25 protein-coding genes and 1 pseudogene are annotated in these 26542 nt (G+C 32.9%); 6 read left to right on the plus strand and 20 right to left on the minus strand.

What is annotated here, in order from left to right:
- Positions 1-71: 71 nt before the first annotated feature.
- The 20 genes and pseudogenes from galE to tviB form a co-directional block, all read right to left on the minus strand.
- On the minus strand, positions 72-1088 hold the full coding sequence (gene galE, locus F960_RS03985) for a UDP-glucose 4-epimerase GalE (RefSeq protein WP_004858498.1): 1017 nt from the start codon (positions 1086-1088) through the stop codon (positions 72-74).
- Position 1089: 1 nt separating this feature from the next.
- Complete coding sequence (pgi, locus tag F960_RS03990; RefSeq protein WP_004858503.1) at positions 1090-2745, minus strand: glucose-6-phosphate isomerase; 1656 nt, start codon at positions 2743-2745, stop codon at positions 1090-1092.
- The gene (locus F960_RS03995) at positions 2742-4007 is read right to left on the minus strand and encodes a UDP binding domain-containing protein (RefSeq protein ID WP_004858506.1); all 1266 of its coding nucleotides are present in this window, start codon (positions 4005-4007) and stop codon (positions 2742-2744) included. The genes pgi and F960_RS03995 overlap by 4 nt, the downstream gene beginning before the upstream one ends.
- Positions 4008-4019: 12 nt before the next feature.
- Positions 4020-4895, minus strand: coding sequence for a UTP--glucose-1-phosphate uridylyltransferase GalU (gene galU, locus F960_RS04000; protein ID WP_004858509.1), 876 nt, complete (start codon positions 4893-4895; stop codon positions 4020-4022).
- A gap of 19 nt (positions 4896-4914) precedes the next feature.
- Positions 4915-5541 carry a sugar transferase gene (locus tag F960_RS04005; RefSeq protein WP_004858513.1) on the minus strand — a complete coding sequence of 209 codons (627 nt, stop codon included), beginning with the start codon at positions 5539-5541 and terminating at the stop codon, positions 4915-4917.
- A 29-nt stretch (positions 5542-5570) separates the two neighbouring features.
- On the minus strand, positions 5571-6371 hold the full coding sequence (locus tag F960_RS04010; RefSeq protein ID WP_004858516.1) for a glycosyltransferase: 801 nt from the start codon (positions 6369-6371) through the stop codon (positions 5571-5573).
- A gap of 3 nt (positions 6372-6374) precedes the next feature.
- Complete coding sequence (locus tag F960_RS04015; RefSeq protein ID WP_004858518.1) at positions 6375-7148, minus strand: glycosyltransferase family 2 protein; 774 nt, start codon at positions 7146-7148, stop codon at positions 6375-6377.
- 6 nt (positions 7149-7154) lie between these two features.
- Positions 7155-8216 (minus strand): glycosyltransferase family 4 protein, encoded by a 1062-nt coding sequence (locus tag F960_RS04020; RefSeq protein WP_004858520.1) that lies wholly within the window; start codon positions 8214-8216, stop codon positions 7155-7157.
- 12 nt (positions 8217-8228) lie between these two features.
- Positions 8229-9344, minus strand: a complete 1116-nt coding sequence (locus tag F960_RS04025) for an EpsG family protein (RefSeq protein ID WP_004858523.1) — start codon at positions 9342-9344, stop codon at positions 8229-8231.
- Between the two features lie 9 nt (positions 9345-9353).
- Positions 9354-10811 carry a mannose-1-phosphate guanylyltransferase/mannose-6-phosphate isomerase gene (locus tag F960_RS04030; protein ID WP_004858525.1) on the minus strand — a complete coding sequence of 486 codons (1458 nt, stop codon included), beginning with the start codon at positions 10809-10811 and terminating at the stop codon, positions 9354-9356.
- Positions 10812-10894: 83 nt separating this feature from the next.
- Positions 10895-11356: pseudogene (locus F960_RS23200) on the minus strand (acyltransferase family protein); the annotation flags it as partial.
- A gap of 44 nt (positions 11357-11400) precedes the next feature.
- The gene (locus F960_RS04040; RefSeq protein ID WP_004855273.1) at positions 11401-12147 is read right to left on the minus strand and encodes an IS5 family transposase; all 747 of its coding nucleotides are present in this window, start codon (positions 12145-12147) and stop codon (positions 11401-11403) included.
- A 44-nt stretch (positions 12148-12191) separates the two neighbouring features.
- On the minus strand, positions 12192-12719 hold the full coding sequence (locus F960_RS04045) for an acyltransferase family protein (protein WP_004858529.1): 528 nt from the start codon (positions 12717-12719) through the stop codon (positions 12192-12194).
- 21 nt (positions 12720-12740) lie between these two features.
- Entirely contained in the window at positions 12741-13847 is a 1107-nt protein-coding gene (locus F960_RS04050) for a glycosyltransferase (RefSeq protein WP_004858530.1), read from the minus strand.
- Positions 13848-13856: 9 nt separating this feature from the next.
- Positions 13857-15410: an MATE family efflux transporter gene (locus F960_RS04055; RefSeq protein WP_020846627.1), complete on the minus strand. Its 1554-nt coding sequence runs from the start codon at positions 15408-15410 to the stop codon at positions 13857-13859.
- Positions 15411-15435: 25 nt separating this feature from the next.
- Positions 15436-15987 (minus strand): dTDP-4-dehydrorhamnose 3,5-epimerase, encoded by a 552-nt coding sequence (gene rfbC / locus F960_RS04060; protein ID WP_004858535.1) that lies wholly within the window; start codon positions 15985-15987, stop codon positions 15436-15438.
- Between the two features lie 58 nt (positions 15988-16045).
- On the minus strand, positions 16046-16948 hold the full coding sequence (gene rfbA, locus F960_RS04065) for a glucose-1-phosphate thymidylyltransferase RfbA (protein WP_004858537.1): 903 nt from the start codon (positions 16946-16948) through the stop codon (positions 16046-16048).
- Positions 16945-17853 (minus strand): dTDP-4-dehydrorhamnose reductase, encoded by a 909-nt coding sequence (rfbD, locus tag F960_RS04070; RefSeq protein ID WP_004858539.1) that lies wholly within the window; start codon positions 17851-17853, stop codon positions 16945-16947. The genes rfbA and rfbD overlap by 4 nt, the downstream gene beginning before the upstream one ends.
- Positions 17854-17868: 15 nt before the next feature.
- Positions 17869-18945 (minus strand): dTDP-glucose 4,6-dehydratase, encoded by a 1077-nt coding sequence (gene rfbB, locus F960_RS04075; protein WP_004858540.1) that lies wholly within the window; start codon positions 18943-18945, stop codon positions 17869-17871.
- 22 nt (positions 18946-18967) lie between these two features.
- Positions 18968-20245, minus strand: coding sequence for a Vi polysaccharide biosynthesis UDP-N-acetylglucosamine C-6 dehydrogenase TviB (tviB, locus tag F960_RS04080; protein WP_004858541.1), 1278 nt, complete (start codon positions 20243-20245; stop codon positions 18968-18970).
- 205 nt (positions 20246-20450) lie between these two features.
- Here tviB and F960_RS04085 point away from each other — a divergent pair, with 205 nt between their 5' ends.
- The 6 genes from F960_RS04085 to bamJ (F960_RS04110) all read left to right on the plus strand — a co-directional run bounded on the left by F960_RS04085 (position 20451) and on the right by bamJ (F960_RS04110) (position 26523).
- Positions 20451-21551, plus strand: coding sequence for a polysaccharide biosynthesis/export family protein (locus tag F960_RS04085; protein ID WP_004858548.1), 1101 nt, complete (start codon positions 20451-20453; stop codon positions 21549-21551).
- 1 nt (position 21552) lies between these two features.
- Positions 21553-21981: a low molecular weight protein-tyrosine-phosphatase gene (locus F960_RS04090; RefSeq protein ID WP_004858553.1), complete on the plus strand. Its 429-nt coding sequence runs from the start codon at positions 21553-21555 to the stop codon at positions 21979-21981.
- Between the two features lie 21 nt (positions 21982-22002).
- A complete protein-coding gene (locus F960_RS04095) occupies positions 22003-24201 on the plus strand; it encodes a polysaccharide biosynthesis tyrosine autokinase (RefSeq protein ID WP_004858555.1) in 2199 nt (732 codons plus the stop codon).
- 151 nt (positions 24202-24352) lie between these two features.
- Positions 24353-25060, plus strand: a complete 708-nt coding sequence (gene bamJ, locus F960_RS04100) for a BamJ family beta-barrel-assembly machinery protein (protein WP_004858558.1) — start codon at positions 24353-24355, stop codon at positions 25058-25060.
- Positions 25061-25113: 53 nt separating this feature from the next.
- On the plus strand, positions 25114-25803 hold the full coding sequence (bamJ, locus tag F960_RS04105; RefSeq protein WP_035372791.1) for a BamJ family beta-barrel-assembly machinery protein: 690 nt from the start codon (positions 25114-25116) through the stop codon (positions 25801-25803).
- Positions 25804-25851: 48 nt separating this feature from the next.
- Entirely contained in the window at positions 25852-26523 is a 672-nt protein-coding gene (gene bamJ / locus F960_RS04110) for a BamJ family beta-barrel-assembly machinery protein (RefSeq protein ID WP_004858577.1), read from the plus strand.
- Positions 26524-26542: the final 19 nt, after the last annotated feature.

The raw sequence follows: 26542 nt of genomic DNA on the forward strand, positions 1-26542 counted from the left end.
TGAACAAATCATGAAAATAAAAAAGGCTAAATATGGTGATATTTAGCCTTTTAAAATGTGGTTAATCTAACTCAATGATAACCTTTAGGGTTTTGTTTTTGCCAATTCCAACTATCAATCAACATGTCCTCAAGATCGTATTGAGCAGACCAGCCTAGTTCTTGTTGAGCTCTTGTACTGTCTGCATAAAAACTAGGTAAATCACCCGTACGTCTCTCAGCAAACTCAAATGGAATCGCTATTTGATTAACTTTCTCAAATGTATTTTTTATTTCTAAAACTGAAATAGGTTTGCCTGTTCCGATATTCCACGCACGGCAGCCTTTACTCTCTAAACGATTTGTTAATGCACACAAATGGGCTTGAGCCAGATCTACAACATGAATAAAGTCACGCTCACAAGTACCATCTTGTGTCTCATAATCACAACCAAATATCGAAAGTTTATCTCTACGTCCAACTGCAACTTGGGTTACAAAAGGCATCAAATTATTGGGTATACCTTGTGGATCTTCACCAATACGACCACTCTGATGAGCACCTACAGGATTGAAATAACGCAGTAAAGCAATTGACCATTGAGGATCAGCAATTGCTATCTTTTCTAACATCTGCTCAATTACAAGTTTGGTATAGCCATAATTATTATTAGGCATCCCTAACGGCATCTTTTCTTGATATGGTGACGGATTACTTTCACCATAAACTGTTGCAGAGGAACTAAAAATAAAATTAAATACCTTAGCACGTTGCATTGCCTGAATAAGCGCAATGCTGCCATTGATATTATTATCAAAATAAGCCAACGGAATTTTCTGACTTTCTCCAACCGCTTTTAAACCTGCAAAATGAATCACAGCATCAATCTGATGTGTATTGAAAACTTGATCCAAATCTTCAGTACGACGGATATCCCCTTGAATAAAATCAAGTGTTTTACCAGTCAATGCTTGCACACGATTCAGTGATTCTTCTGAACTATTGGATAGATTATCAAGCACAACCACTTGATGCCCTGCATTTAAAAGCTCAACACAAGTATGAGAGCCAATATAGCCTGCACCACCTGTAACCAATATCTTAGCCATATTATTTCCCGAGTAAAATCTTAATCAAAGCTTTCGTTGAGGCATCAAGCTTCGATACATCAGACTGTGATCCATTTAAAATAGGTAACAATTGATTGGCAATTTCTTTGCCTTTTTCAACGCCCCACTGATCAAATGGATTGATATTCCAAATCACCGATTGTACAAAAACTTTATGCTCATAAAGTGCAATCAACATTCCCAAACTTAAAGGATTAAGTTCTTGGATCAACATTGTTGTACTTGGCTGATTTCCTTCATATTGTTTATATAAAGGTAAATCCTGAACTTCATCCACATTTAAAGCTTGATTGCCAAAGGCCAATAAACGCGATTGTGCCAAACAGTTTGAAAGTGCCAAATGATGTTGAGCAACTAATTCATCAGCATTTTCAGCATAGGTAAATTGATTGGCATTATAACGATTTACCGCTGCGATAAAGTCACAGCTTACTGAATGTGTACCTTGATGTAACAGTTGATAAAAAGCATGTTGTGCATTTGGACCCACTTCACCCCAAACAATAGGACAAGTGCTTTGGCTAATTTTTTGATCTTGGCGACTAATCGACTTGCCATTAGACTCCATTTCAAGCTGTTGCAAATAAGATGCAAAATACTTTAAACGACCATCATAAGGAAGTACGGCATGGGTTTGCATTTTTAAAAAATTACTATTCCAAACACCTAACATTCCCATCAGAACAGGTATATTAGATTTAAAATCAGTATCTTGAAAATGCTGATCAACCAAATATGCACCATGTAATAATTGTTTGAATCCTTCAACCCCAATACTCAGAGCAATCGGCAATCCAATACAAGACCATAGTGAATATCGCCCACCGACCCAATCCCAGAGTAACAATTGATTTTCTGGGCAGATTCCCCACTCTGACATTTTCTCAGGCTTGGTCGAAACACCGATAAAATGACATTTTAAAATCGAAGAACTTTGTCCCAAGGCTTTTTCAAGCCAACAGCGAGCAGTTTGCGCATTTGATAAAGTATCAATTGTTCCAAAAGACTTGGAAGAGATAATAAATAGCGTCGTTTCTGGTCTAAATTTATGTAATAAATCAGATAATTGACTACCATCCATTGTCGAAACAAAATGAACGTTTAAAGCCTGTTCTGTTTGTACTTTAAAATCGCTGAGCGCGTGAGTCACCATCAATGGCCCCAAATCAGAGCCACCAACGCCAATATTCACCACATCACGAATCACTTCACCCGTAGAACCACGGTACTGACCTGCATGGATTTTCTCAACCAAACTATACATACGCTCTAGTTGCGCATGTATTTGTTCAGCCAGCTCAGGATGAACGGTATCATTTTTAGGCAAGCGCAGTGCCCAATGCATAACGGCACGATTTTCAGTATAGTTAATTTTTTCAGTAGAAAATAAACGTCCTATCCATTCAGGCAAATTCTGCTCATGAGCGAAATCAATCAGTTGTTGCAATACATTTTGATCAATTCGATGTTTACTAAAATCGAAACACAGTTGCTCTAAATGTGCAGAAAGATGCTCAAATCGCTGACTATCTTCAGCAAATAAAGAATTTAAATGAATATTTTGAAAATCATTGGACAGCGTTTCAAGCGTTTCGTGTGCTGAAGATTTTTGGGGAAATTGTTCTATATTTTTCATAAACGCCCCACTCCTTCATAAGCAAATCCTTGAGCTTTTACATAGTCTGGCTCATAAATATTTCGACCATCCAAAATAAATGGATGCTTCATCAATTGTTTTAATTTCTGATAATCTGGACTTTGATATTGTTTCCAAGCAGTCAATAAACATAAAGCATCGGCATCTTGAGCCGTATCATATTGATCATCACAATAAATCAAATCGGTACGTTGTCCATAAATCGCTTCAATTTCTTTTAAAGCTTTAGGATCATGCAATTTCACAGTCACACCTTGCGCCCAAAAAGCTTTCAATAAATGGTGTATCGGAGAATTGACCACACTTGAAGATTTTTCTTTAAATGCAGCACCCCAAATCGCAACGGTTTTTCCTTGAATATCAGAATGATAATAATTCCAAAATTTACGGAATAAAATTTCTTTTTGTTGTTCGTTAATATCCCAAACTTGCTGCAAAAGACGACTGCCATTACCTGAATCAGAAATGGTTTGTGATAATGTCAAAATATCACGTGAAAAGTGTTCCCCACCAAATCCTGCGCCAGGATAAAGATAACTAGAACCAATCCGATTATCAGCCCCTAAGCCTAGTCGCACATTTTCAATATCAATATTTAACTTTTCCGCGACCAGCGCCAGATCATTCATATAACTGATCCGAGTAGCCAACATGCCTGAGATACTCAACTTGGTAAATTCTGCATCGAGGATCGGCATAAATAGAATTTGTTCTTGACGATTAAAAATCGGGCGTAGCAATTCCTGCATCTGCGTTTTGGCAAACCCCTGATCATCAATACCGATGACGATTGATTTAGCTTGCATGATACTTTCTATCGAACGACCATCTTGCGTCATATCTGGCCAGTATACCCATGCATCTTTTGACAAGATCTTTTGAAGTTGTTCAGTTCCGCGTAAGCCAAACGTTGAACCATTGATCATCAATTTAGGATGAATAATCGGCTTTTCACTGAGCTTTTGCACCAATTCCAGAGCAATATCTTGATTGAGTGGATTAAATGCGAAAAAGTACACATCAAATTCTTGATCAATGATCTGCTGATCTAAGATATTGAGAAATTTAGAATTAATTTGTTTTTCAATTAAATGATTGAGTTGACTATCAAAATTTAAACTACTCAATTGAAAATGAGACAAATCCGTTGTTGGGCACCAACTCACAAAATGTCCCATTTCCGCAGATAAGGCACTCATTACCGCTGCTTGTAAAGTCGCACCAAATACTGCAATTTTCATACTGACCTCGTTTTAAAGATCTAATTCTTTAATCATTTTTTTAAATTCTCCACCCAATTTTGGATGTGCTACGCCATAATGCAATACTGCTTTTAAGTAACCAATTTTACTTCCACAATCAAAGGTTTGACCTGCCATGCGATAAGCTTCGACATTTTCAGTTTGTTGTAATGCTGCGATTGCGTCTGTTAGCTGGATTTCATTGCCTGCACCTTTCGGTGTATTTTGTAAAAGTTGCATAATCTTGGCTGGTAAAACATATCGTCCAACCACTGATAAGTTAGATGGTGCAGTACCAATAGCAGGTTTTTCCACAATCCCTTGCATTACTATGCTTTGCCCCTCTGCTGGGGCTTGTTTTACATCTACAATACCATATTGATCAACTAAATCATCTGGTACAGCTTCAACCATAATCTGCGCAGCATTGCTATCATCAAAATGTTGAATCATTCGTGCCAAGTCATTTTGTTCAGCATTGGTTTTTACCAAAACATCAGGAAGTAGTACCGCAAATGCTTCGTCACCCACGACATCTTTTGCACAAAGTACAGCATGCCCAAGACCTAATGGCTGTGGTTGGCGCACACTAACAATTGATACATTCGATGGGATAATTTTGGTTATTTCATCCAATAAATCAAATTTCTTTTTATTTTCTAAAGTTGTTTCAAGTTCAAAATTGCGATCAAAATAATTTTCAATAGAAGCTTTAGAGGAATGAGTTACAAGAATAATTTGTTCAATCCCAGCTTGCACAGCTTCTTTCACAACATATTCTATTGCTGGGCGATCTACAACCGTTACCATTTCTTTTGGAATAGATTTACTTGCAGGCAAAAACCGTGTACCAAGTCCAGCAACGGGTAAAATAGCTTTTTTGATCATTACAATTTCTTTCGATAAATTAATGGTGGGTTGATTTTTGATCTGAAGCAGACTCTGAACCAGAGAAGCGGCTCGCACCAACAGCCTGATCTGGTGAATCAATCCCTTCTTTTTTCATCATGACTTCTACAGTTTTAAACATTATTTTAAAATCTAAACTCACGGAATGAGTATCAACATACTCAACATCAAGATCAAACTTTTCTTCCCAAGATAAATTATTTCTACCACTGACTTGAGCAAGACCAGTCATACCAGGTTTGACTTCATGGCGACGCATTTGATGAGGGGTATAATGTTCTACGAAATCAGGAAGCTGCGGACGGGGACCAACGATACTCATATCGCCCTTGATTACGTTGATCAATTGTGGCATTTCATCAAGACTTGTGGAGCGCAATTTTTTACCAAAAGGTGTAATTCGCTGTTCATCTGGTAATGGATTGCCATCTTTATCTACTGCATCTTTCATTGAACGGAATTTTATCATTCGAAAGAGCTTGCCATCTTTACCTGGACGATCTTGGTAAAAAAAGATTGGCGAACCTAGGTTTTTACGAACTTTCAATGCCACTAACAGAAAAATTGGGGATAAAAGAATTAAAGCAAGTAAAGCTATAAAAAAATCAATTATTCTTTTTAACATACTCCGATCCCGATATTTATATATACAATTTACTTTTTAGCTAATGCATTTACACATTGGTTATTTAAACGAGTTCGTGAAGAATCATACAACCAACCCCACTTATTAAAATAGAGTATAGCACTTTGTAGGTGGGCTTTTAACAATTTTCGATTTTTGTATGATGCTTGCTCATGTACATGTGTTATTGAAAATTGTGGGCAATACAAGTTCCCAAATTTTTCTGCACAGCGTCTCGATATATCAATATCTTCCATATACATAAAAAAAAGTTCATCAAATCCATCTATAGCAATTAATACTTCTGATTTAAACAACATAAAGCAACCTGAAAGGTATGGTACAAATGTTGGTTTATCAATTATATAATGTTTTAGTAAATATTGTTGATCAAGTTGTAAAGCTAATTTTTTTGAAAATCTTCGCGCAAATAAGTTCATAGGTGATGGTAATAATCTTGCTCCAAACTGATCTTCCCCATTAGGATAAATGATTTTTGGTAAAAATAAACCTTCTGGTCTAGTTTTCACAAAATTAAAAAAATTTTCAAAATCTTCAAAATTGTAAATAATATCAGGATTGCAAATTAAAAAATAATCAGATTGACCCGCAAATTCTTTTATCGCTAAATTATGTCCAAAACCAAATCCATTGTTACTAGGCGATTTAATGTATATTATTTTTGGATGTAAAAAATCTTTCGCCCATGTACTTTTATCATTATCGACTAATATAACTTTAGTAACTGAATCAGATGCGAAGAGGCTATTAAGTGTTGGCTCGAGCTCTTCTAAAGAATGTTTATAAATTACAATTGATGCGTAAATCATGGCTCACCTGAAATAACGTAATGGATATTTTAAATATTCAAAAATAAAAGCAATAATATAAAAGCTTAGGCTAATTTTTTTCACTTGTAGTAAATACTTTAAAGCATCTAAGAAACCGCGATGCATTTTATAAATATTACTTGAAAGACCTGCCTCACCAATTGGCTTTTTAAAACCATTTGATAATGGCAAATCTACAAAGTAAAAATAATCATTGTGATTATTTAAAATCCAACAGCAATAATCTTCACAATATGATAGATTCTCTGGAAATGGTACGAATAACTCTTTACACAAAATAACTGTTGGTGTAGCAATATAATTTTTAAACATAAATCGACTCTTTTTTAAACTCTTGATCGATAAGTTACTAATGTTATATTTTTCATATTCAGCAATACTAGTACTATCATATTGATGAAAAAGAAAATCTAAATTGTATTCTAGAAGAAAAAAAATAGAAATTTCGAGTTTTTGAGGATGCCAAACATCATCTGAGTCGAGAAAAGCTAAATATTTGCTTGATGCTAATTTAGCACCATTATTACGTGCGCTTGAAGGTCCTAAATTTGCTTGCTTCAAGATTTTAAAAGAAATATTTTTATCACAATTTAATCTAATTTTTTCCAGTAAAATCAAAGTAGAGTCTGAAGAACCATCATCAATACAAATAATTTCATCAGGTAAGATAGATTGATTGAAAACCGACAGCAAACATCTTTCAATTGTTTTCACAGAATTGAAACACGGTATTATAACAGAAATAGATTTATCCATAACTAACTACATTAAATCTGATAAATATTGTTTTAAATCACTCTGCAATATAGCATCATCATAATTTTTTTTGTACAACTCTCTTGCAGTCTCATTAAATGGTGAAATATTAGAATCTAACTGATTAATTGTAGAAATAAATTCATCAGCAGTATTACATTCTATAGTAACCACATTATTTTTTTCATAACCTTCAAATGCTTCCTTTGTACCAAGAATAGTCTTTCCATACATAAGTGCCTCAGCAATCTTAGTTTTCATTCCACCCCCAGAAAATATAGGGGCAACTACAATTGAAGCACAATAATAATATAAAGATAAATCATCAACGAAACCCAAAACTTTAACATTTTTAGAAATTTCAAATTTAGCCTTATAATTATCCATTCCTTTCCCAACTATAATTAATTCTGCGTTTACATAAGGCATAACATTTTTAACAAAAAATTCAATACCAGGTAAGTTCCCAAAAAAAGCTGTTCCTACAAATAAAATTTTTAAACGACTATTTGGCTCTCTTATTATTTTACTTTCATCAAATACATCTTTATATGACACTGGTAAAGTAAAATCACTAGTTTTTTTATAAATATCATGCATCAATAATGAATCTCTTTGATTTAAAACAAAATTATAAGTTGAATACATTACTGTTTGTCTTTCATTATAAGTTGCCAATAAGTAAAAAGGGTAATGGGTTAACCCTGCAACCTTCAAGTATTCTCTTGCATAATGTTTTTCAATATTATGATAAAAAGTGATAATTTTTAGGTTAGGAAAGTATGCTCTTAATTTTTTACATAATTTCCCATAGAAACTTTGACTTAAAAAAACACAGGATATATCATTTTTTAAAATTACATGTATGATTTCAGCAATATTACTTTCATTAATCCCGCCTAAATAACCTTTAAACTTTTGAAAAATAGAATTTTCTGGTTTATCTATATAAAAAGTTAAAAAATCATCTTGGAGAATATTTTTCAATATATTCTCATTTCTTTTATTTACTGAATCACCACCAGTCATAACCTTTAAAACTTTTGGTCCAATATATAACATTTTCATTGCATTAAACTCCTAATATCTAGTTTTGTGAAAATCAAAAATTGTAATAAATGGATCATACTCATTCCAAAAGTTAAATAAAGATGTATATAATCTCAAAAAAATCATTATCGAATAAATTAAAATCAAAACATATCGAACTTTTTTATTATCAATTCCATATAAAACAGCAGGAATAATTAAAATATCAAAAATATCAAAATATCCACCTAATCGCTTAAAATCAGTAGCTATAGCTCCAAGTATGAAATATACCATTGAGCCAAATATCGAAAAATTTAACAATCTGTAAATAACAATATTTTCTTTCTTTACAAGAATAATCATTGGAATAACAAATAATCCTTTTCTTAGATAGCCAAGAATATTTGATAAATTAGAATCAACTTGTCCATAACTAACTTGACCTAATTCACTATAAGCATCAAGTTTATCTTGATAAGCGGCAAAGGCACTAAATTGAGAAATAATAGGAATATTAAGATTAGAAATCTTAAAATTAAATAAAGCCAAACCAACAAACATACTTGATATAAAAATTAACAACATGTTTTTTTTTGAAATATTCAAATTATAAATATAATATAGAAATAAACAAATTATTGATGATCTATGAATCAAGCTAGCTAAAAAAATGCAAAAAATAAATTTCAGCATTTCTTTTTTAAGAATATATATAAATGAAAATAAAACTAAAGATATTGCTAATGATTGCCGACCAAAAACAATATCTCCCATGGAATAACAATAAAAAATATACAGACTAAATAATGCACAACCTATAAATTGAGTCCTATTTATAACTAAAAATTTTAGATATATTGTTATAAAACCAAAAATAAATAAAAATACTGTATAAGAACCTACTAATTTATTAATTAGTAGGTTTAAGACACTATATCCCCATTCAAAAGAAATTGGAGAATTTACAGCATTATCATAAGTTGTTGCAGCAGAAAAACTATAAAGATACGCATCCCAATCAGTGCCAGTATTCCATCTTATTCCACTCAAAATAATAAATAACACACAAAATGAAAATATAATAAATTTTTTTGTTTGTGTGTTAAAACCTCTATCTAAAAAAGCAAAAGGAAATAATATTAGTGCTAATGAAAGTAACAACATAGATTTTTATTACTCTTTAACACGACCATATACATCTTCGAGTCGAACAATATCATCCTCACCCAAATAATTGCCTGATTGTACTTCGATCAACTCTAATGGAAGTTTACCAGGGTTTTCTAAACGGTGAACTGTTCCAATGGGAATATAAACTGATTGATTTTCATGAAGTAAAAAAGTCTCATTATCTCGAGTAATTTTACCGGTACCTTTTACTACTACCCAGTGCTCCGCTCTATGATAGTGCATTTGAAGGCTCAAGGTTTCACCAGAGTTAACAATTATGCGTTTCACTTGAAAATTATCACCACTATCAATTGAATCATAATTCCCCCAAGGACGATAGACTTTTCTACCAAGTTGTGTTAGTGGCATATGAGTTTCTCTAATCAAACCAACCAACTGTTTAATATTAGAAAGTTTTGATTTATTAGCAACCAACAACGCATCCTGAGTATCAACAACAACAATATCATTTAGATCCAACAACGAAATTAATCTTTTATTATCAGAGAAAACTAAACTATCTTGACTATTATAAAAAAAAGTGTCTTCTTTTCTATTAGTAACATTACCTTTGTTATCTTTATTACTTTGTTCCCAAACAGCATCCCAAGAACCTACATCAGACCATCCTACAGACATTGGCACTACATATGCATCTAGATTATATTTGTTGTCTTTACCAATATGCTCCATAACACAATAATCTATTGAATCTTCAGGTGATGCTGAAAATAAATCATTATCCACCCAAATAAAGTCTTTATCTATTGTTGCCAGTTCATATGCCTTCTTACAGGCTTCATAAATTTTTGGATTAAGTTGAGAAATAGCATTTACCCAAGTACTTGCTTTAAGCATAAAAATTCCACTATTCCAAACATAGTCACCAGACTTTAAATATCCAAGTGCCGTCTCCAAATTAGGTTTTTCAACGAATGAATCTAAAACTTTTATTCCAGAATCATTTACTGATTCTGTTTTTATATATCCATAACCTATATCAGCCCTTGTTGGTGGAATCCCAAAACAAACAACCCCTCCTTCTTTTGCCTTTAAAATTCCTAGCTCAATAGCTTTATGAAATGAATTAACATTCTCAATTAAATGATCAGCAGGCATAACCAACATAATTGCATCTTGATTTTCTTCAAGTGTTTTCAATGCTGCCAACGTTAGTGCAGGTGCCGTATTACGGCCACACGGTTCAAGTACAATTTTAGAATTTATATTTATTTGCCTTAATTGCTCCGCAATTAAGAATCTATATTCTTTATTTGAAACTACAACTGGATCATTGACTTTTAATGATAACCTAACTTTACTATCAAATCTTAAAGCAGTATTTTGCAGCATACTGTATTGATTAAAAAGTGTTAATAATTGTTTTGGGTATTTTTCTCTTGATAGCGGCCATAGACGTGTACCAGAACCGCCAGAAAGAATAATAGGTTGAAAATTCATTCGCTCTATACCATAAATAATTTGTATATTTAATCATATTTAATTATACATAATTAAAGTCAATAATCCTCATATTAAAAAAATTAAATGTGTCTTTTTGTATTTAGCTTTTTTAAAAAATTGGAAATCCTAGTTTCTACAAATTTATAAAATAGACAACCGCATAATATAGAAAACATTAAACACATGATTGCTGCAATATTTCCATTTGTGTAATTAAAATACTTGGAACTAACTTTATAAAAAACAGGAATAGAAAAGACTTGGATTAAATAAATACTATATGATGCATCACCAAGGTATTGAAAAAAATTATTCTGAATCTGCCGCACCCACAGAATACCCAAAACAATAAAAAAAGATGGGATTCCCCACATTATTAATCTACTTACATCGAAATTCCAAAAAATAGATAAAATCAGCCCAATAGCACCAACAATAAAAATATACAATCCAAATTTTCTTTTTACATTTAAAAAAATGAATGCGCACAACATACCTAAAACAAATTCATAAATTAAATAATCTAAATGAGTAAAAAAAACAAAAAAGCTTAGGGTGTGTTGACATTTGCAGTATGGAACTTAACCTACAATGGTAACCAAATAAATATACAAGCAAGAGCGACAGCACTTTGATAATTACGCTTTAGCTTGTCATATCGAGTTGAAATTCCTCTAAATTGTTTTAACCTACAGAATGAATTCTCAACTAAGTGCCTGATTTTATAGATATGCCAATCCATATGATCATTGTTAGACTTAGTGTTTGATTTTCTAGGAATATTTGACTTAGTTTTTGTTTGCTCAATTTGAGTCCTGAAGTTGTCTGAGTCATAACCTTTATCAGCACATAATATTTCTGATTCAGTTAAATCTAATTTTGATACCAGATCAGGGGCTATCTTAATATCATGGGAAGTTCCATCTGAAATAATAAACTCAATGGGATTACCATTAGAATCAACTGCTAAATGTATTTTTGAACTATTACCACCGATACTTTTGGAAATATCTTGATTATTAATACCTGAAGAATGCTGGTGTGCCCGTACGTGGCTACCATCAATAAATATCCATTCTTTATCAGCATGTTTACTAAATAATTTAAAAATATTCATAAACTTATCATTTTTAGACCAACGATTGTATTTCTTAAAGATAGAGTTTGGCTTACCAAATTCTTGAGGTAAATCTCTCCAAGGACAACCTGTTCTGATACGAAATAGAATAGCTTCGATAAAATTTCTTAAATTTAGTTTGAGATAAATATTAAAGTGACGGAAAATAGAAAGTAACTTAGACCAGTGTTGATCATTCAGCATTGTACGAGGCATAGCGGGGGTAAAATTGGGTTTGGCGATTTAATTTTACTATCTCGCTATTTTTTTAGGCAACAAATGTCAACAGACCCTAATATAACAACCATCATCATATAGCTTACAACTTGTTTACGAATAAACAAACACAATGCAAATATGAAATAAAACAACATCTCATACTCTAATGTCCAGCCTACATACAATACTGGAAGTTTATTATTCACCAAATTTTCAAGAAATAAAACAGAAAAAAACATTTTATTTAGATTCAGTTCAGTATTTGCAAATGCAGAAGGAAGTATAAAATATAATACACATAATAATGCTGTAAGAATCCAATATATAGGAACAATTCGTTCAACTCTGTTTCTAAAAAAATCTAATGGTGCTTTTCTTTTTTTACTCTGAATATAAACCATTATAAAACCTGAGATTACAAAAAAAATATCTACTCCATTTTGCCCCCAATCTTTCATAAATAAAAAATTAGTGGCAGGCATTCCATATTGAACAGAAATTCCAATAATATGAAAAAAAACAACATTTATAGCAGCAAATGCTCTAAGCAACTGAATATTATTTAACATTTCACACCCAATAACAACGCACTAAATAAATAATTTTTCCCATGATTCTAAAATTCTAGTGTTATTAAATTTCTTTAATACAATTGAATTCCCATTTCTTAAATTCGTATTCAAAATATCATTCTCTATTAAACTTTCAATTTTTTTAACAAAATCACTATCATTTTCGACAATAAAACCATTAACATTATTTTCAATAATATCTGAGATTCCACCTTTAGAACTTGATCCTATTAATACATTCTTACAAATTGAAGCCTCTAACATAGAGGTTGGCAAACCTTCATATAATGAATATAAGAAACTTATTTTTGATCTTGATAAATATTCAAAAACATTATCTACACTACCTCTCAAAAAAATATTATTAATATTATTGTCAATTATAAACTTTTCAATTATCTCTCTTTCTGGCCCATCTCCTAAAATCTCGACACTCCAATCAGAATTATTTTTTAAAATGGGTTCTAATAATTGAATGGCTTTAAAAACCTGTTTATCATATGCTAGCCTACCTGCATAAACTATAATGTTTTCTTTATTAAAATTTACATTATTCTCTTTTTGAATATCTTGAGCATTATATATATAAGAAATTTTATTATGAAATTTTATAGGTAAGATGCTTTTCAATTCAATTTCAGCCTTTTTACTAACTAATAAAAACTTATCTGATAACTCAACTATTTTCCTAAAGAAATACATACTTCTTTGTTTTGTGACTAAAATCATTTTTAAATATTTTAAAAACCCTTTAAGGTTATTTTTTTCATAAAAGTAATTTAAATATGCATAAGGTGTATTGTGTAAGATAGGGAATTTTTTAACTTTTAACTCCTTTATTTCTTTTAAAATTTCAACTGTTTCCTTTAAAAGTTGAGTTTGTATTATAACATGTGTAATCTTATTTTCTTGAATAAACTTTTGTATTTCCTCTATGCTCATTAAAAAAATTGGCATTTCAACAGGATATTGTATTTTAGGTTCATTAAATTCTTGATTTAAAGAAATTATTCCGAACAATTTAATATTAGAGCTCATAAAAAGCTTAGACAAATTCGAAGTAACTTTCTCTACTCCACCCATTTTCGTATAGTCATTCATGATAATAACAACATTAGCACTCATCTATTTCTCTCAATCTCTTAGAAATTTATTCAATTTTAATACTGTCAAAACTCTAAAAAAAACTTTCCTATACTCAGGACACGCTATATATAATATCACAAAACTTATAAAGCCATATGAAACCACTACAATTAGTGAATTCAATATAAATGCCATGATTTTTTTATTATCAATATAAAAACAATCAATTACAAATTTTGATAAGGCTAATGAAATAGCTATACAAACAATATAAGTCATTAATTTTTTTATATAATGATAAAAACCTGTTTTAAACCCTAAACTATAAATATAGAAAGGCCTCCATAAGTTCACTATAACTATTAAACTTATGACTACTCCTGCAATTATTCCTGGCAATCCAAAATAGTATCCTAAAATCATTGACAATCCCAAATTTATAATTGCTTCAAAAATTGGAGCATATATATCTCCGTATAATCCAAATGCATATACAAATGGGTCTATGACTCTCGTTAAAACCAAAAATAAATATATATTCAACCAAACAAAAGCAGTTTCATTAATTATAAATTTTTCACCAACCCATAATCTAATAAAATCATGTCCTTGATAAAATAATGCCATACATAAAATAGAGGCAATCCAATACCTTAGCACAAAATATTCTTCAAAGAATTTTAAAATTGTATTTTTATTACCATTTGTGACCAAATTACCAATTGCTGGCTGAAAACTTGAAAATACAGCAGTTATCAAACTTGTAATTCCTAAAATTATCATCATATAATTATCATACATAGTCACCATTGTTAGGCTTACATAGGCATAAATAATCATTGGAGTTGTTTGTAACAAAACAAATCCAGCAATTTTATGAAAAAAAAGTTGTTTAGTATGCTTAATTATATTCTTATGTTTATCTTTTAAGATTTTCCCTTTTTTAACATTAATATCGAGCCATGGATATTCTTTATCAATTATTCTTTTCAAAAAGAAACTAGAACTTATTCCATACATAAGCTCCAATAGTAGCCAATACGCGAAACCATTTTCAAAATTTATCACCAAAATTATTTGTAAAATTATTTTTATAATTTGTATTGTTTTCATACTTAAAATTATTTTATATTCTTTCATTTCTGCTATTAAAAGAACTTGTTTATAATTTATAAAATATGTCAGCAAAGAAGATATTAACAGTACACAAAAAATACTATATACATACCACAAAGACAAATGAATTTTACTAAATATTATTGGGAAAAAACACATTAATATTGCAGCCATTCCCATTATTAAATATGCAATATTTCTATAAAGCCAACCCTGAATTGTAATGATCTCGGTTATTTCTTTTTTATTATTTTCAGCAATCGGTTTATATAATGAAGTAGCGATTGCCGAAACTACCCCAAGTTCAGCCAAGTTCAAAAAACCAATTAAATTTGTTGCTAATGTATTTAAACCTAATACGTCTGTACCCAAATTCTTAATAAATACACTTCTTGATACAAAATTCAAAAATAATAAAATTACAAAAAATAGTAATGAAATTTTTGCATTAGTTAATACTTTTTTCGTTCTATTTGTGTTTTGCATTCGCATAATACCGTATAGAATTATATTATATATTAACTAATAGCTTATTATTTATATCTTTACTAGATAAAAATATTTCATAACCATTTACTGGCCATTCAATCGCAATTGTAGGATCGTTCCAGATAATTGCACCTTCACTCTCTTTATTATAATAATTCGTAGTTTTATATAGAAACTGAGTATTGTCTTCTAAGGCGAGGAAGCCATGTGCAAATCCTTCAGGTATCCAAAATTGCTTATGATTTTCACCTGATAATTCTACTCCGACCCATTGACCATATGTTTCAGAGTCTTTGCGAATATCAACAGCAACATCCCAAGCTTTACCTTGTACCACTCGAACGAGTTTACCTTGTGCATATGGAGCATTTTGAAAATGTAGCCCTCTTAATACACCTTTTTGAGATAAAGAATGATTATCTTGAACGAATTGAGGAATTTCTAGACCTCGTTCGGTTAATGCCGTTTCGAAAGCTTTTTGATTAAAACTTTCCATGAACCATCCACGGTTATCACCAAATACTTTAGGCTCTAATATCAAAAGACCTTTTATTTTCGTTTCAATTACATTCATTCTTTTACCTCTATATCCCAATTATTCTGCATTATCAATGAAAAATCCAATCGGAACATCAAACTTTTGATTTTTTTTGATGTTCATTGTGTAATTTAAATAAATATTGACCATAACCTGTCTTTTTAAAGAAATTAGCACGTTTAACAAGCTGATCTTCATCGATCCAACCATTATTAAAAGCAATTTCTTCTAAACACGCAATCTTCAAACCTTGGCGATGTTCAACCGTTTGTACAAATTGACTTGCTTCAAGTAAAGAGTCATGTGTACCCGTATCTAACCAAGCAAAACCACGGCCTAACAACTCAACATTCAACTGTTGTTGTTGTAAATACACATTATTTACATCGGTAATTTCAAGCTCACCACGTGGAGATGGTTCAATATTTTTTGCAATTTCAACCACTTTATTATCATAAAAATAAAGCCCTGTTACTGCATAATTTGATTTCGGATGTTCTGGTTTTTCCTCAATACTTAAGGCATGACCATTTGCATCAAAATCGACTACGCCAAAACGTTCTGGATCATTTACATAGTAGCCAAATACAGTCGCTCCATCCGTTTTTTCAGAAGCACGTTTTAACTGTGTACCAAAACTTTGACCATAGAAAATGTTATCACCTAAAATTAAGCAGACGTTATCTTGACCGATAAACTCTTCACCCAAAATAAATGCTTGAGCAAGACCATCCGGTGATGGTTGAACTTTATATGAAATCTTTAAGCCAATTTCTTCGCCTGTACCTAACATTTTTTCGAAATTTGGCAGGTCTTCAGGTGTAGAAATGATCAAAATTTCATTAATACCCGCCAACATCAATACTGATAGTGGATAATAAATCATCGGTTTATCATAGATCGGTAATAATTGTTTTGATGTACCCATTGTAATTGGATAAAGACGAGTACCTGAACCTCCAGCAAGGATTATCCCTTTACGTTTAACTTGTCTCATTCAATAATTTCCTCTAATACTTGTGCTACACCGAGTTTCCAATCTGGAAGATGTATTTTAAAATTTGATTGTAATTTACTGGTATTTAAACGTGAATTCAGCGGACGTTTTGCAGGTGTTGGGTAAGCGATGGTTTCAATTGCATTTATTTTTTGGATTGCTAAGCTTTGCCCATTTTGTTTTGCTAGCTCAAATACGTACTGTGCATATTCAAACCACGAGCAAGTACCTGATGCAGCGAGATGGTAGTGTCCAGTCAATTGCTTTTGTTGCTCTTCGTTATTCAATAAGTAATATCTCAAAGCTTGAGCAGTAACATCGGCTATCAAAGCAGCGCCTGTAGGTGCCCCCACCTGATCATTGATAATACTCAATTCTTCACGATTTGAAGCCAACTTCAGCATCGTTTTTATAAAATTATTACCATGTGAACCATAAACCCAACAAGTTCTAAAGTTTATAAATGTACAACCACTTTGCTCTAATGCAATTTCACCTAAACGTTTTGTACTACCGTAAAGATTAACAGGATCTGTCTGATCTATTTCAGACCAAGCTTTTTCACCTTCACCATTAAATACGTAATCAGTTGAGTAATGAATCAGCAAAGCTTTATTTTTCTGACAAAGTTCAGCTATATTTTTTACCGCCAAATGATTAATCAGATCAGCATTTTCTTGATCAGATTCAGCTTTATCAACTGCAGTATATGCCGCAGCATTGACAACAATCTCAGGTTGAACTTGTTCAATTGCATATTGAATTTGCTCAAAATTTGCAAGATCACCAGATAAACCATGCTCATTTTGATGTCGATCTAATGCAATGACTTCGCCAAGTGGTTGAAGTGCACGTTGCAACTCCCAACCAACTTGTCCATTTTTTCCAAGGAGTAATATTTTCATGATGTAATTTTGAATTTAGGCCTTTTTAGCTTGATATTGTTGTTGAACCCAATTTTTGTATTCACCACTTTGAACGTTTTCAACCCACTCTTGGTTGTTTAAATACCATTCAACTGTTTTACGTAAACCTGTTTCAAAAGACTCATTTGGAACCCAACCTAAGTCTTTTTTGATTTTGCTTGCATCGATTGCATAACGTAAATCATGACCGGGGCGATCTTTTACATAAGTAATCAAATCAATATAATGTGCTACACCTTCTGGTTTATTCGGTGCTAATTCTTCAAGTAATTGACAAATAGATTTCACAACATCAAGATTTTTTTGTTCATTGTGACCACCAATATTATAAGTTTCACCCACTTTTGCTTCAGTAACAACTTTATAAAGCGCACGAGCATGATCTTCAACATAAAGCCAATCACGAATTTGATCACCTTTGCCATAAATAGGTAGAGCTTTACCTTTTAATGCATTTAAGATCACCAATGGAATCAATTTCTCTGGGAAATGGTACGGTCCATAGTTATTTGAACAATTTGTTAATACAACTGGTAGACCATATGTACGATTCCAAGCACGCACTAAATGATCAGAACTTGCTTTACTTGCAGAATATGGTGAACTTGGAGCATAAGACGTTGTTTCATGGAACAAATCATCTGTACCTTCTAAATCCCCATATACTTCATCGGTTGAAATATGATGGAAACGGAAGGCTTGTTTTTTATCTTCTGATAAATCATTCCAATAATGACGTGCAGCTTCAAGCAGTTGATATGTACCAATGATATTGGTTTCGATAAACGCTGCTGATCCTGTGATTGAACGATCCACATGAGATTCCGCCGCCAAGTGCATAACTAAATCTGGTTTAAACTCTTTAAATAACTGATCCAGTGCAGAGCGATCACAAATGTCAGTCTGAGAAAATTGATATCTTGAATCTTGGTCAACTTCTTTTAATGACTCTAAGTTGCCTGCATAAGTCAATTTATCAACATTGAGTACTTCATTATTAGTATTTTGAATAATATGTCGAACGACAGCAGAACCAATAAAGCCAGCCCCACCAGTAACCAATATTTTCATAAAATTCCTGCGTTAGTTTTTTCTACAATCTAATATCACTTTGTTGTTTATCTAAAACATATTTTAAATCATATAAAACATGTTTTTCCTTACCTAGGGCATCAAACTCTTGTTTAGACATATGCTTAAACTGGTCATGCGCCACGGCAATGACAATCGCATCATATTGCCCTTGTTTTAATTCCATGATTGGAGCCAAGCCATACTCTGCCTCAACTTCAGCACTATCTACCCAAGGATCATAAATATCAAGATCCAAATCGTATTCCTTTAGTGCTTTGACCATATCAACAATTTTGGTATTGCGAATATCAGGACAATTTTCTTTAAAACTTAGGCCCAAAATTAATATACGTGCACCAACAACTTGGATGCGCTGTTTGACCATTTCCTTGATCAATTGCGTCGCAACATACTCACCCATACGGTCATTTAAACGACGGGCAGCAAGGATAATTTCAGGATGCAAACCGATTGACTCAGCTTTATGGGTGAGATAATACGGATCAACACCGATACAATGCCCACCAACCAAGCCAGGTCTAAAATTTAAAAAATTCCACTTAGTGCCAGCAGCTTTAAGCACATCTTCTGTATCTATACCCATTTTATTAAAGATAAGAGCTAATTCATTGATCAAAGCAATATTGACATCTCTTTGTGTATTTTCGATGACTTTAGCTGCTTCTGCTACTTTAATATTGGGTGCTTTATAGGTTCCAGCGGTAATAATTAAGTTATAAACTTGATCAATATAGTCAGCCACTTCTGTGGTAGAACCTGAAGTGATTTTTAAAATATTAGTCACTCTGCGTTGCTTATCACCAGGGTTAATGCGTTCTGGACTATAACCTATAAAAAAATCTTGATTAAATTTCAAACCAGAATAGCGTTCTAACTCTGGAACACAGACCTCCTCTGTTGCACCAGGATATACCGTCGACTCATAGACGACGATATCGCCCTTTTTTAAAACTTTCGCAATACTTTGTGAAGCTTTAACTAAAGGTGTCAAATCTGGTTGTTTAAAATCATCAATTGGAGTAGGTACTGTGACAATAAAAAAATTTGCGTTTTTCAAATCTTCTATTTTAGAAGTGTAGGTCAAATTTTGAACTTGTTTTAAATCATTTTCAGAGACTTCTAAAGTATGATCATGACCACTTTGTAATTCATTAATACGTTGTTGATTGATATCAAATCCTAACGTTGGCTTATATTTACCGAATTCAACAGCCAAAGGCAGACCGACATAGCCTAACCCTATAATCGCTAATTTTAATTGTTCGAGTTGAAACATATATAAAAACCTAACCATTTATAATTAAATGGACCAACATCATGGATACGACCTACTACGATAATATAGCAGACTTTAAACAAAAATTTCTTGAAATATACATTCAATCCATTACAAATAAAGTATGATTTGGGTTAATTATAGACTACAATCCAATACACTCATGTAAGCTAACGTTGGATTACAAACAATAAAGGGTTTGAATGTGAAGTATAAGAGCACATTATTATTTTTAGCAATTTCATTATCATTTACAGGATGCGCAGTCACTTCGGGTTTACAAACTTATGATTTACCTGAAAATGGAAGTTTTAAAACAGATCAAGGGGCAGAAGTTTCAGTTATTCAATTAACACAAAATAATATTCCCGAAATTAGTTCAGAAAGTCTCCGTCCTCAAGCCAATATAAGCTCTCTATTTAATACTCCTTTTTATCAGTATCGTTTAAGTCCAGGTGATGTACTTTCTATTCAACTCTGGGCATATCCTGAAATTACTCCTCCAATCCAAGGCTCATCTACCGATATTAAAGCATTTGGTTATCCAATAGACTCTGCTGGAAATGTACAGTTGCCTCTCGTAGGGCAAGTACATATCTCAGGAAAAACACTTGCTGAATCAAACCGTTATTTACGTAGTCAATTTGCTAAATACCTAAAAACACCTGATGTCGTTGTACGGGTTTTGTCTTATGAGGCAAAACGATATTTCGTCAATGGTCAAGTGATGAAAAGTGGGCAATATACTTTAGATGACCAACCAATCAGCATTTACACAGCCTTAAGTATGGCTGGTGGTGTAAATCAAGAGTCTGGTGATAATACAGATATTCAACTGATTCGAAATGGCGAAGTCTATAATCTAAATGTCGTTGCACTAGAAAAGCAAGGTTATTCTTTGCATAAACTTTTGGTTCAACCGAATGACACAATCTATGTCAATACCAAACAAAATCAAAAACTTTATGTCATGGGCGAGTCTAATAAAAGTTCAGCAATCCCTCTTCGTGACCAAGGGATGACTTTGAGTGATGTATTAGGTGAGAGTGAGGGTGTAAATCCTTATTCTGCAAGTGCAGCACGAATTTATGTGATGCGTACAAACTTACAAAACCGAAAATCAACAATCTATCAATTAAATTTGAGTACGATTGGTAATCTTGCACTATCCAATCAATTCCAAATGCAAAAAAATGACATTGTCTATATCGATGCTACAGGTTTAACACGCTGGCAACGTATCATGAATCAGATTGTACCATTCTCTAGTGCTCTTTATACTTTTGATCAATTGGGTAAAAACTAAAATGCAATTTAAAAATATTTTAGTTGTGTGTGTTGGAAATATCTGCCGAAGTCCAATGGCTGAGTATTTTTTAAAAACTCAGCATCCAACATTAAATATTTCTTCAGCAGGTATTTCTGCATTGGTTGGACATTCTGCAGATGACAAAGCCATTTATTGCATGGATCAACTTAATATTGATCTTAGAACGCATATTGCGCGTCAACTGAATGCTGAATTGATTAAACAAAATGACCTTATTTTAGTCATGAGTCAAAATCAACAAAAACATATTGAACAAACTTGGCCTTTTGCTAAAGGTAAAGTTTTTCGATTAGGACATTGGCAAGGACAGAATATCCCAGATCCATATCAGCATGACCAAGCTTTTTTTGATCAGACTTGTCACAATATCAAAAGTTATGTGCAAGATTGGCGCACTCAATTATAATTCAGTATTAGTTGTAAATTTATGAACGAAAATTCAAAAACTAGCGAAGATAGCATTGATTTAAAAGAGTTATTCTTTTCTTTAATCGCACAGTGGAAAGTCATTGCGCTCTGCGTTGTATTAAGTTTGATTTGTGCATTACTTTATCTACGTGTAACACCAGATACATATTCTGTTGATGCCATGGTACAAGTTGAAGATAGTAAGGGAGCCGCTTCTGCAGCCCTATTGGGTGACCTATCTAAAGTAGCTGGTGGTCTACCACAAAAATCTCCTGCCGACGCAGAAATGGAGATTTTGAGATCACGCTTAGTGCTTGGCCAAGTCATTGATAACTTAAATTTGAATATCGTCATTCGTGACAATAAAGACGGATTATTTAATCGCCTTGTAACACATGACACAAATCAGCTAGATTATCGTCACGATTCTGTTTTATATCGTAATAAGCAAAGTTCGATACTCATCAAAAAATTTATTGTTCCTGATTATTATTTGGATAAACCATTTAAAATTGAATTTAAAGATGGCAATACATTCAATTTGACGAATAAAGATCAAGTAATATTCAGTGGCAAACTTGGTCAGGAAAATAAATTAAATTCTGATAAAGGCTTATTTCAAATTCAGATAAATGGTCAAGGTAATTTAATAGATCAATCATTTACCGTAACTAAACTTGCTTTGCCTACTGCAGTCAAAAACTTTAATGATATATATGCTGTAGCTGAGCGAGGGAAAATGACAGGGGTTGTTGGGCTAAGTTATTTAGGTAAAGACCCTGAGCTTATTACGCGTACCCTCAACAATGTTCTAACAGTTTATCATCAGCAAAATATTGAACGTAAATCTTTAGAATCTAAACAAACCTTAGCATTCTTAGATAAACAGCTTCCTGAGCTTCGTAAGCAACTTGAAGATTCTGAAATCAAATTTAACCAGTTCCGTGAAAAATATAAAACAGTCGATGTAAATGCGGAATCTGAACTGTTATTGAAACAAAATATTGACCTAGAAAAACTGAAAATTGAGCTTCAACAAAAACAAGCTGAATTATCTGCTAAATATACCAATGATCATCCTTTGATCCGTCAAATCGATGCTCAAATCGCTGAAATCAATAAAAAGATTGCTGAACTCAACAATCGTTTGACTCAGTTACCTGAAACTCAACGTCTATATTTACAACTTTATCGTGATGTAAAAGTTAATACTGAACTTTATACAACCTTATTGAACAGTTATCAGCAACTTAAGATTGCTAATGCTGGTGAAATTGGTAATGTTCGTATTATTGACACAGCTGTAGAACCTGTTAAACCAATTAAACCAAGAAAGCTCATCGTATTAATCCTTTCAATATTTGTCGGTGGTTTTATTGGTGTATTAATTGCTTTATTACGCAATATGATGCGCACAGGGATCAAAGATTCTACTCAAATTGAAAATGAGCTTGACCTCCCAGTGTATGCCACAGTACCGCGCTCTCCTGTTCAAGAAACACGTATCCAAATCTTGAAGAAGAAGAAAAGTATTCCTGTGCTGGCGGTTAAAAACAGTGATGATATTGCAATCGAAAGTTTACGTAGTATCCGTACCACGATTCATTTTGCTTTAGCAAATGCCAAAAATAACATCATTGCCATTGCAGGACCTGCGCCTGAAGTTGGTAAATCATTTATTTCAACCAACTTAGCTACGATTTTTGCTCAAAGCGATAAACGTATTTTACTGATTGATGCTGACTTACGTCGTGGTTATTTACATAAGTATTTCAATCAAGAAACTGCACCTGGTTTAGCAGAATATTTGAATGGTTTAAATGATTTGCCTCAAGCGATTCATAGCTCTCAAGTGCCAAATCTAGATATCATGACTCGTGGTAAGAGTCCTGCAAATCCTGCTGAATTACTTGGCTCAAGCAAATTCAAGGAAATGCTCGAGAAACTTTCAGACATGTACGATTACATCTTGATTGATACGCCTCCTGTACTCGCGGTGACTGACGGGATTATTGTTTCTCAATACGCGGGCGTAAACTTGATCGTTGCCCGTTATGCAAAAACCCAAATCAAAGAATTAGAGTTAACTGTCAATCGCTTTGAACAAGCAGGTAGTAAAGTCAATGGCTTTATCCTGAATGATATTCAACGTGGTAGTAACAGTTACGGCTATGGTTATAATTATGCTTATGCATATAAAGCCAACAAAGATGACTAATTCGATTAAAAAGCTAGATCAATGATCTAGCTTTTTTTTACGTGATCACTATAAAGTTATATCGTTTATTACACAGAAGTTATATGCTTCTATGAATATATTGCTATGATCTAAAGCAAATTTTTTTAGATAAAATTATTTGAGATTTCTTATGAGTAAAGCCTTACCCATTGCAGTTGCGGTCATTTTAGGCGGTGCTGCACTTGTTCCTGTATATTATGCAACCAAGCACCCTGCTCCAGCACAAGCATCTAGTACTGTTGATAAAAATGCGACCCCTGTTCAAAAAATCAGTTATATCCTAGGTTATGATTTTGCTAATCAAATTCCACCAGACATGGATATCAACGCATTTAATGCAGGTACACGTGATGGCCATGCTCATAAACCAAGTGCTTATAGTCAAGAAGAACTCAAAGCTGCTGTAACCGCTTACCAAGGTGAAGTTCAAAAGAAACAGCTTGAACAATCGAAACAAAGCCAATCTTTGAATGATACATTCTTAACGAATAATGCCAAAAAGCCCGGGGTTAAAACCACTGCTTCAGGCTTACAGTATAAAATTACCCGTGAAGGGCAAGGCAAACAACCAAATGCTGACTCTGTTGTAAAAGTCAATTATAAAGGTATGTTGGCTGATGGAACGGTCTTTGATAGCTCTTACCAACGTGGGCAACCTGTGGAATTTTCTCTTAAACAAGTGATTCCTGGCTGGGCTGAAGGTTTACAATTGTTAAAAGCTGGTGGTGCTGCGACATTATATATCCCAGCCAAATTGGCTTATGGTGAGCAAAGCATGCAAGGAATTCCACCAAATAGCACACTTGTATTTGATGTTGAACTTCTTGATGTGAAGTAAAACAAAAAATCAGGAGAGCTTTTGCTCTCCTTTTTAATCAGGACTTGAATATGATGAAAAAAACGCTTTTATTTACCTCACTATTTATCTTGAGCTCTAGCAGTTTTGCAGCGGTGATCACCAATAAGAGTTCCGTAAAAGATCAATTCGGTTATAGTTATGGCTATACGATTGGACGTAGCAATATCGAAGCGATCAAAGATATCAATTTAGATGCTTTTTTTCAGGGCATTAAAGAAGGATCTTCAGGTCAACAATCAGCACTGACAGAAGAAGAAATGGCTAAGGCGCTGGTTTTATATAAAAAAGAATTAGAATCAAAGCAATTACAAGATTTTAAACAAGAAGCAACTGTCAATGCTCAGCAAGGCAGTGCTTTTTTGGCTGAAAATGCGAAAAAATCTGGAGTGATCACCACTAAATCTGGCTTGCAATATCAAGTATTGCAAACTGGTACTGGGAAAAAACCGAAAGCCTCTTCAAAAGTTTCTGTCAATTATGAAGGTCGTTTATTGGACGGTACTGTTTTCGACAGCTCAATCGCACGTAATGAGCCTGTAGAATTTCAAGTTAGCCAAGTCATTCAAGGTTGGACTGAAGGTCTGCAATTGATGAAAGAAGGCTCAAAATATCGTTTCTTTATTCCTGCAAATCTGGCTTATGGTGAAGTCGGTTCAGGTGATGCGATCGGACCCAATAGTGTCCTCATTTTTGATGTAGAACTGTTAAAAATACTGCCTTAAATTGGCTATACTAAGAGGGCAATCATGCTCTCTTAGGTATTCCAATTAATGATAAATAAAATATTTTCCTACAGCTTACTCACCTCTACACTCTTACTTAGTCATTCAGTGGTATTTGCCGACAGTAATATCGATAAAATAAGCTATGCCTTAGGCTATGAGGTTTCTAAACAAACCCCTGACAGTACCAATATCGACCAATTTATTGCGGGCATTAAAGATGCATCCCAAAAAAAACCCTCTAAATATACCGATCAGGAATTGCAACAAGCGTATTTAGAGTACCAAAAAATTGAAAGCAAAAATCAAGAAATAGAAGCGAAAAAAAATCTGGCGCTAAGTGAAGATTTTCTAAAAAAGAATGCGCTTAAATCGGGAGTTAAAACCACAAAATCGGGCTTACAATATAAAATCACTCAACAAGGTACAGGTAAATCTCCAAGCAAATCAGATATTGTGAGAGTTCAATATAAAGGTCAGCTCACTGACGGAACTGTATTTGATAGCTCATACGATCGTGAAGGTCCGATTGAATTTCCACTGGATCAAGTGATTACTGGTTGGACTGAAGGCTTACAATTGCTGAAAGAAGGTGGAAAAATGGTGCTTTATATTCCACCAAAATTGGCTTATGGCGAAGAAGGTGTATCTGGAACTATTCCAGCAAATAGCGTACTAATTTTTGACGTTGAATTATTAAAAATTCTTCCAAATAAATAAAATTCCAAAAAAAAACACC

Origin of the sequence: Acinetobacter gerneri DSM 14967 = CIP 107464 = MTCC 9824, from assembly GCF_000368565.1 — a bacterium.
GTDB classification, from domain to species: domain Bacteria; phylum Pseudomonadota; class Gammaproteobacteria; order Pseudomonadales; family Moraxellaceae; genus Acinetobacter; species Acinetobacter gerneri.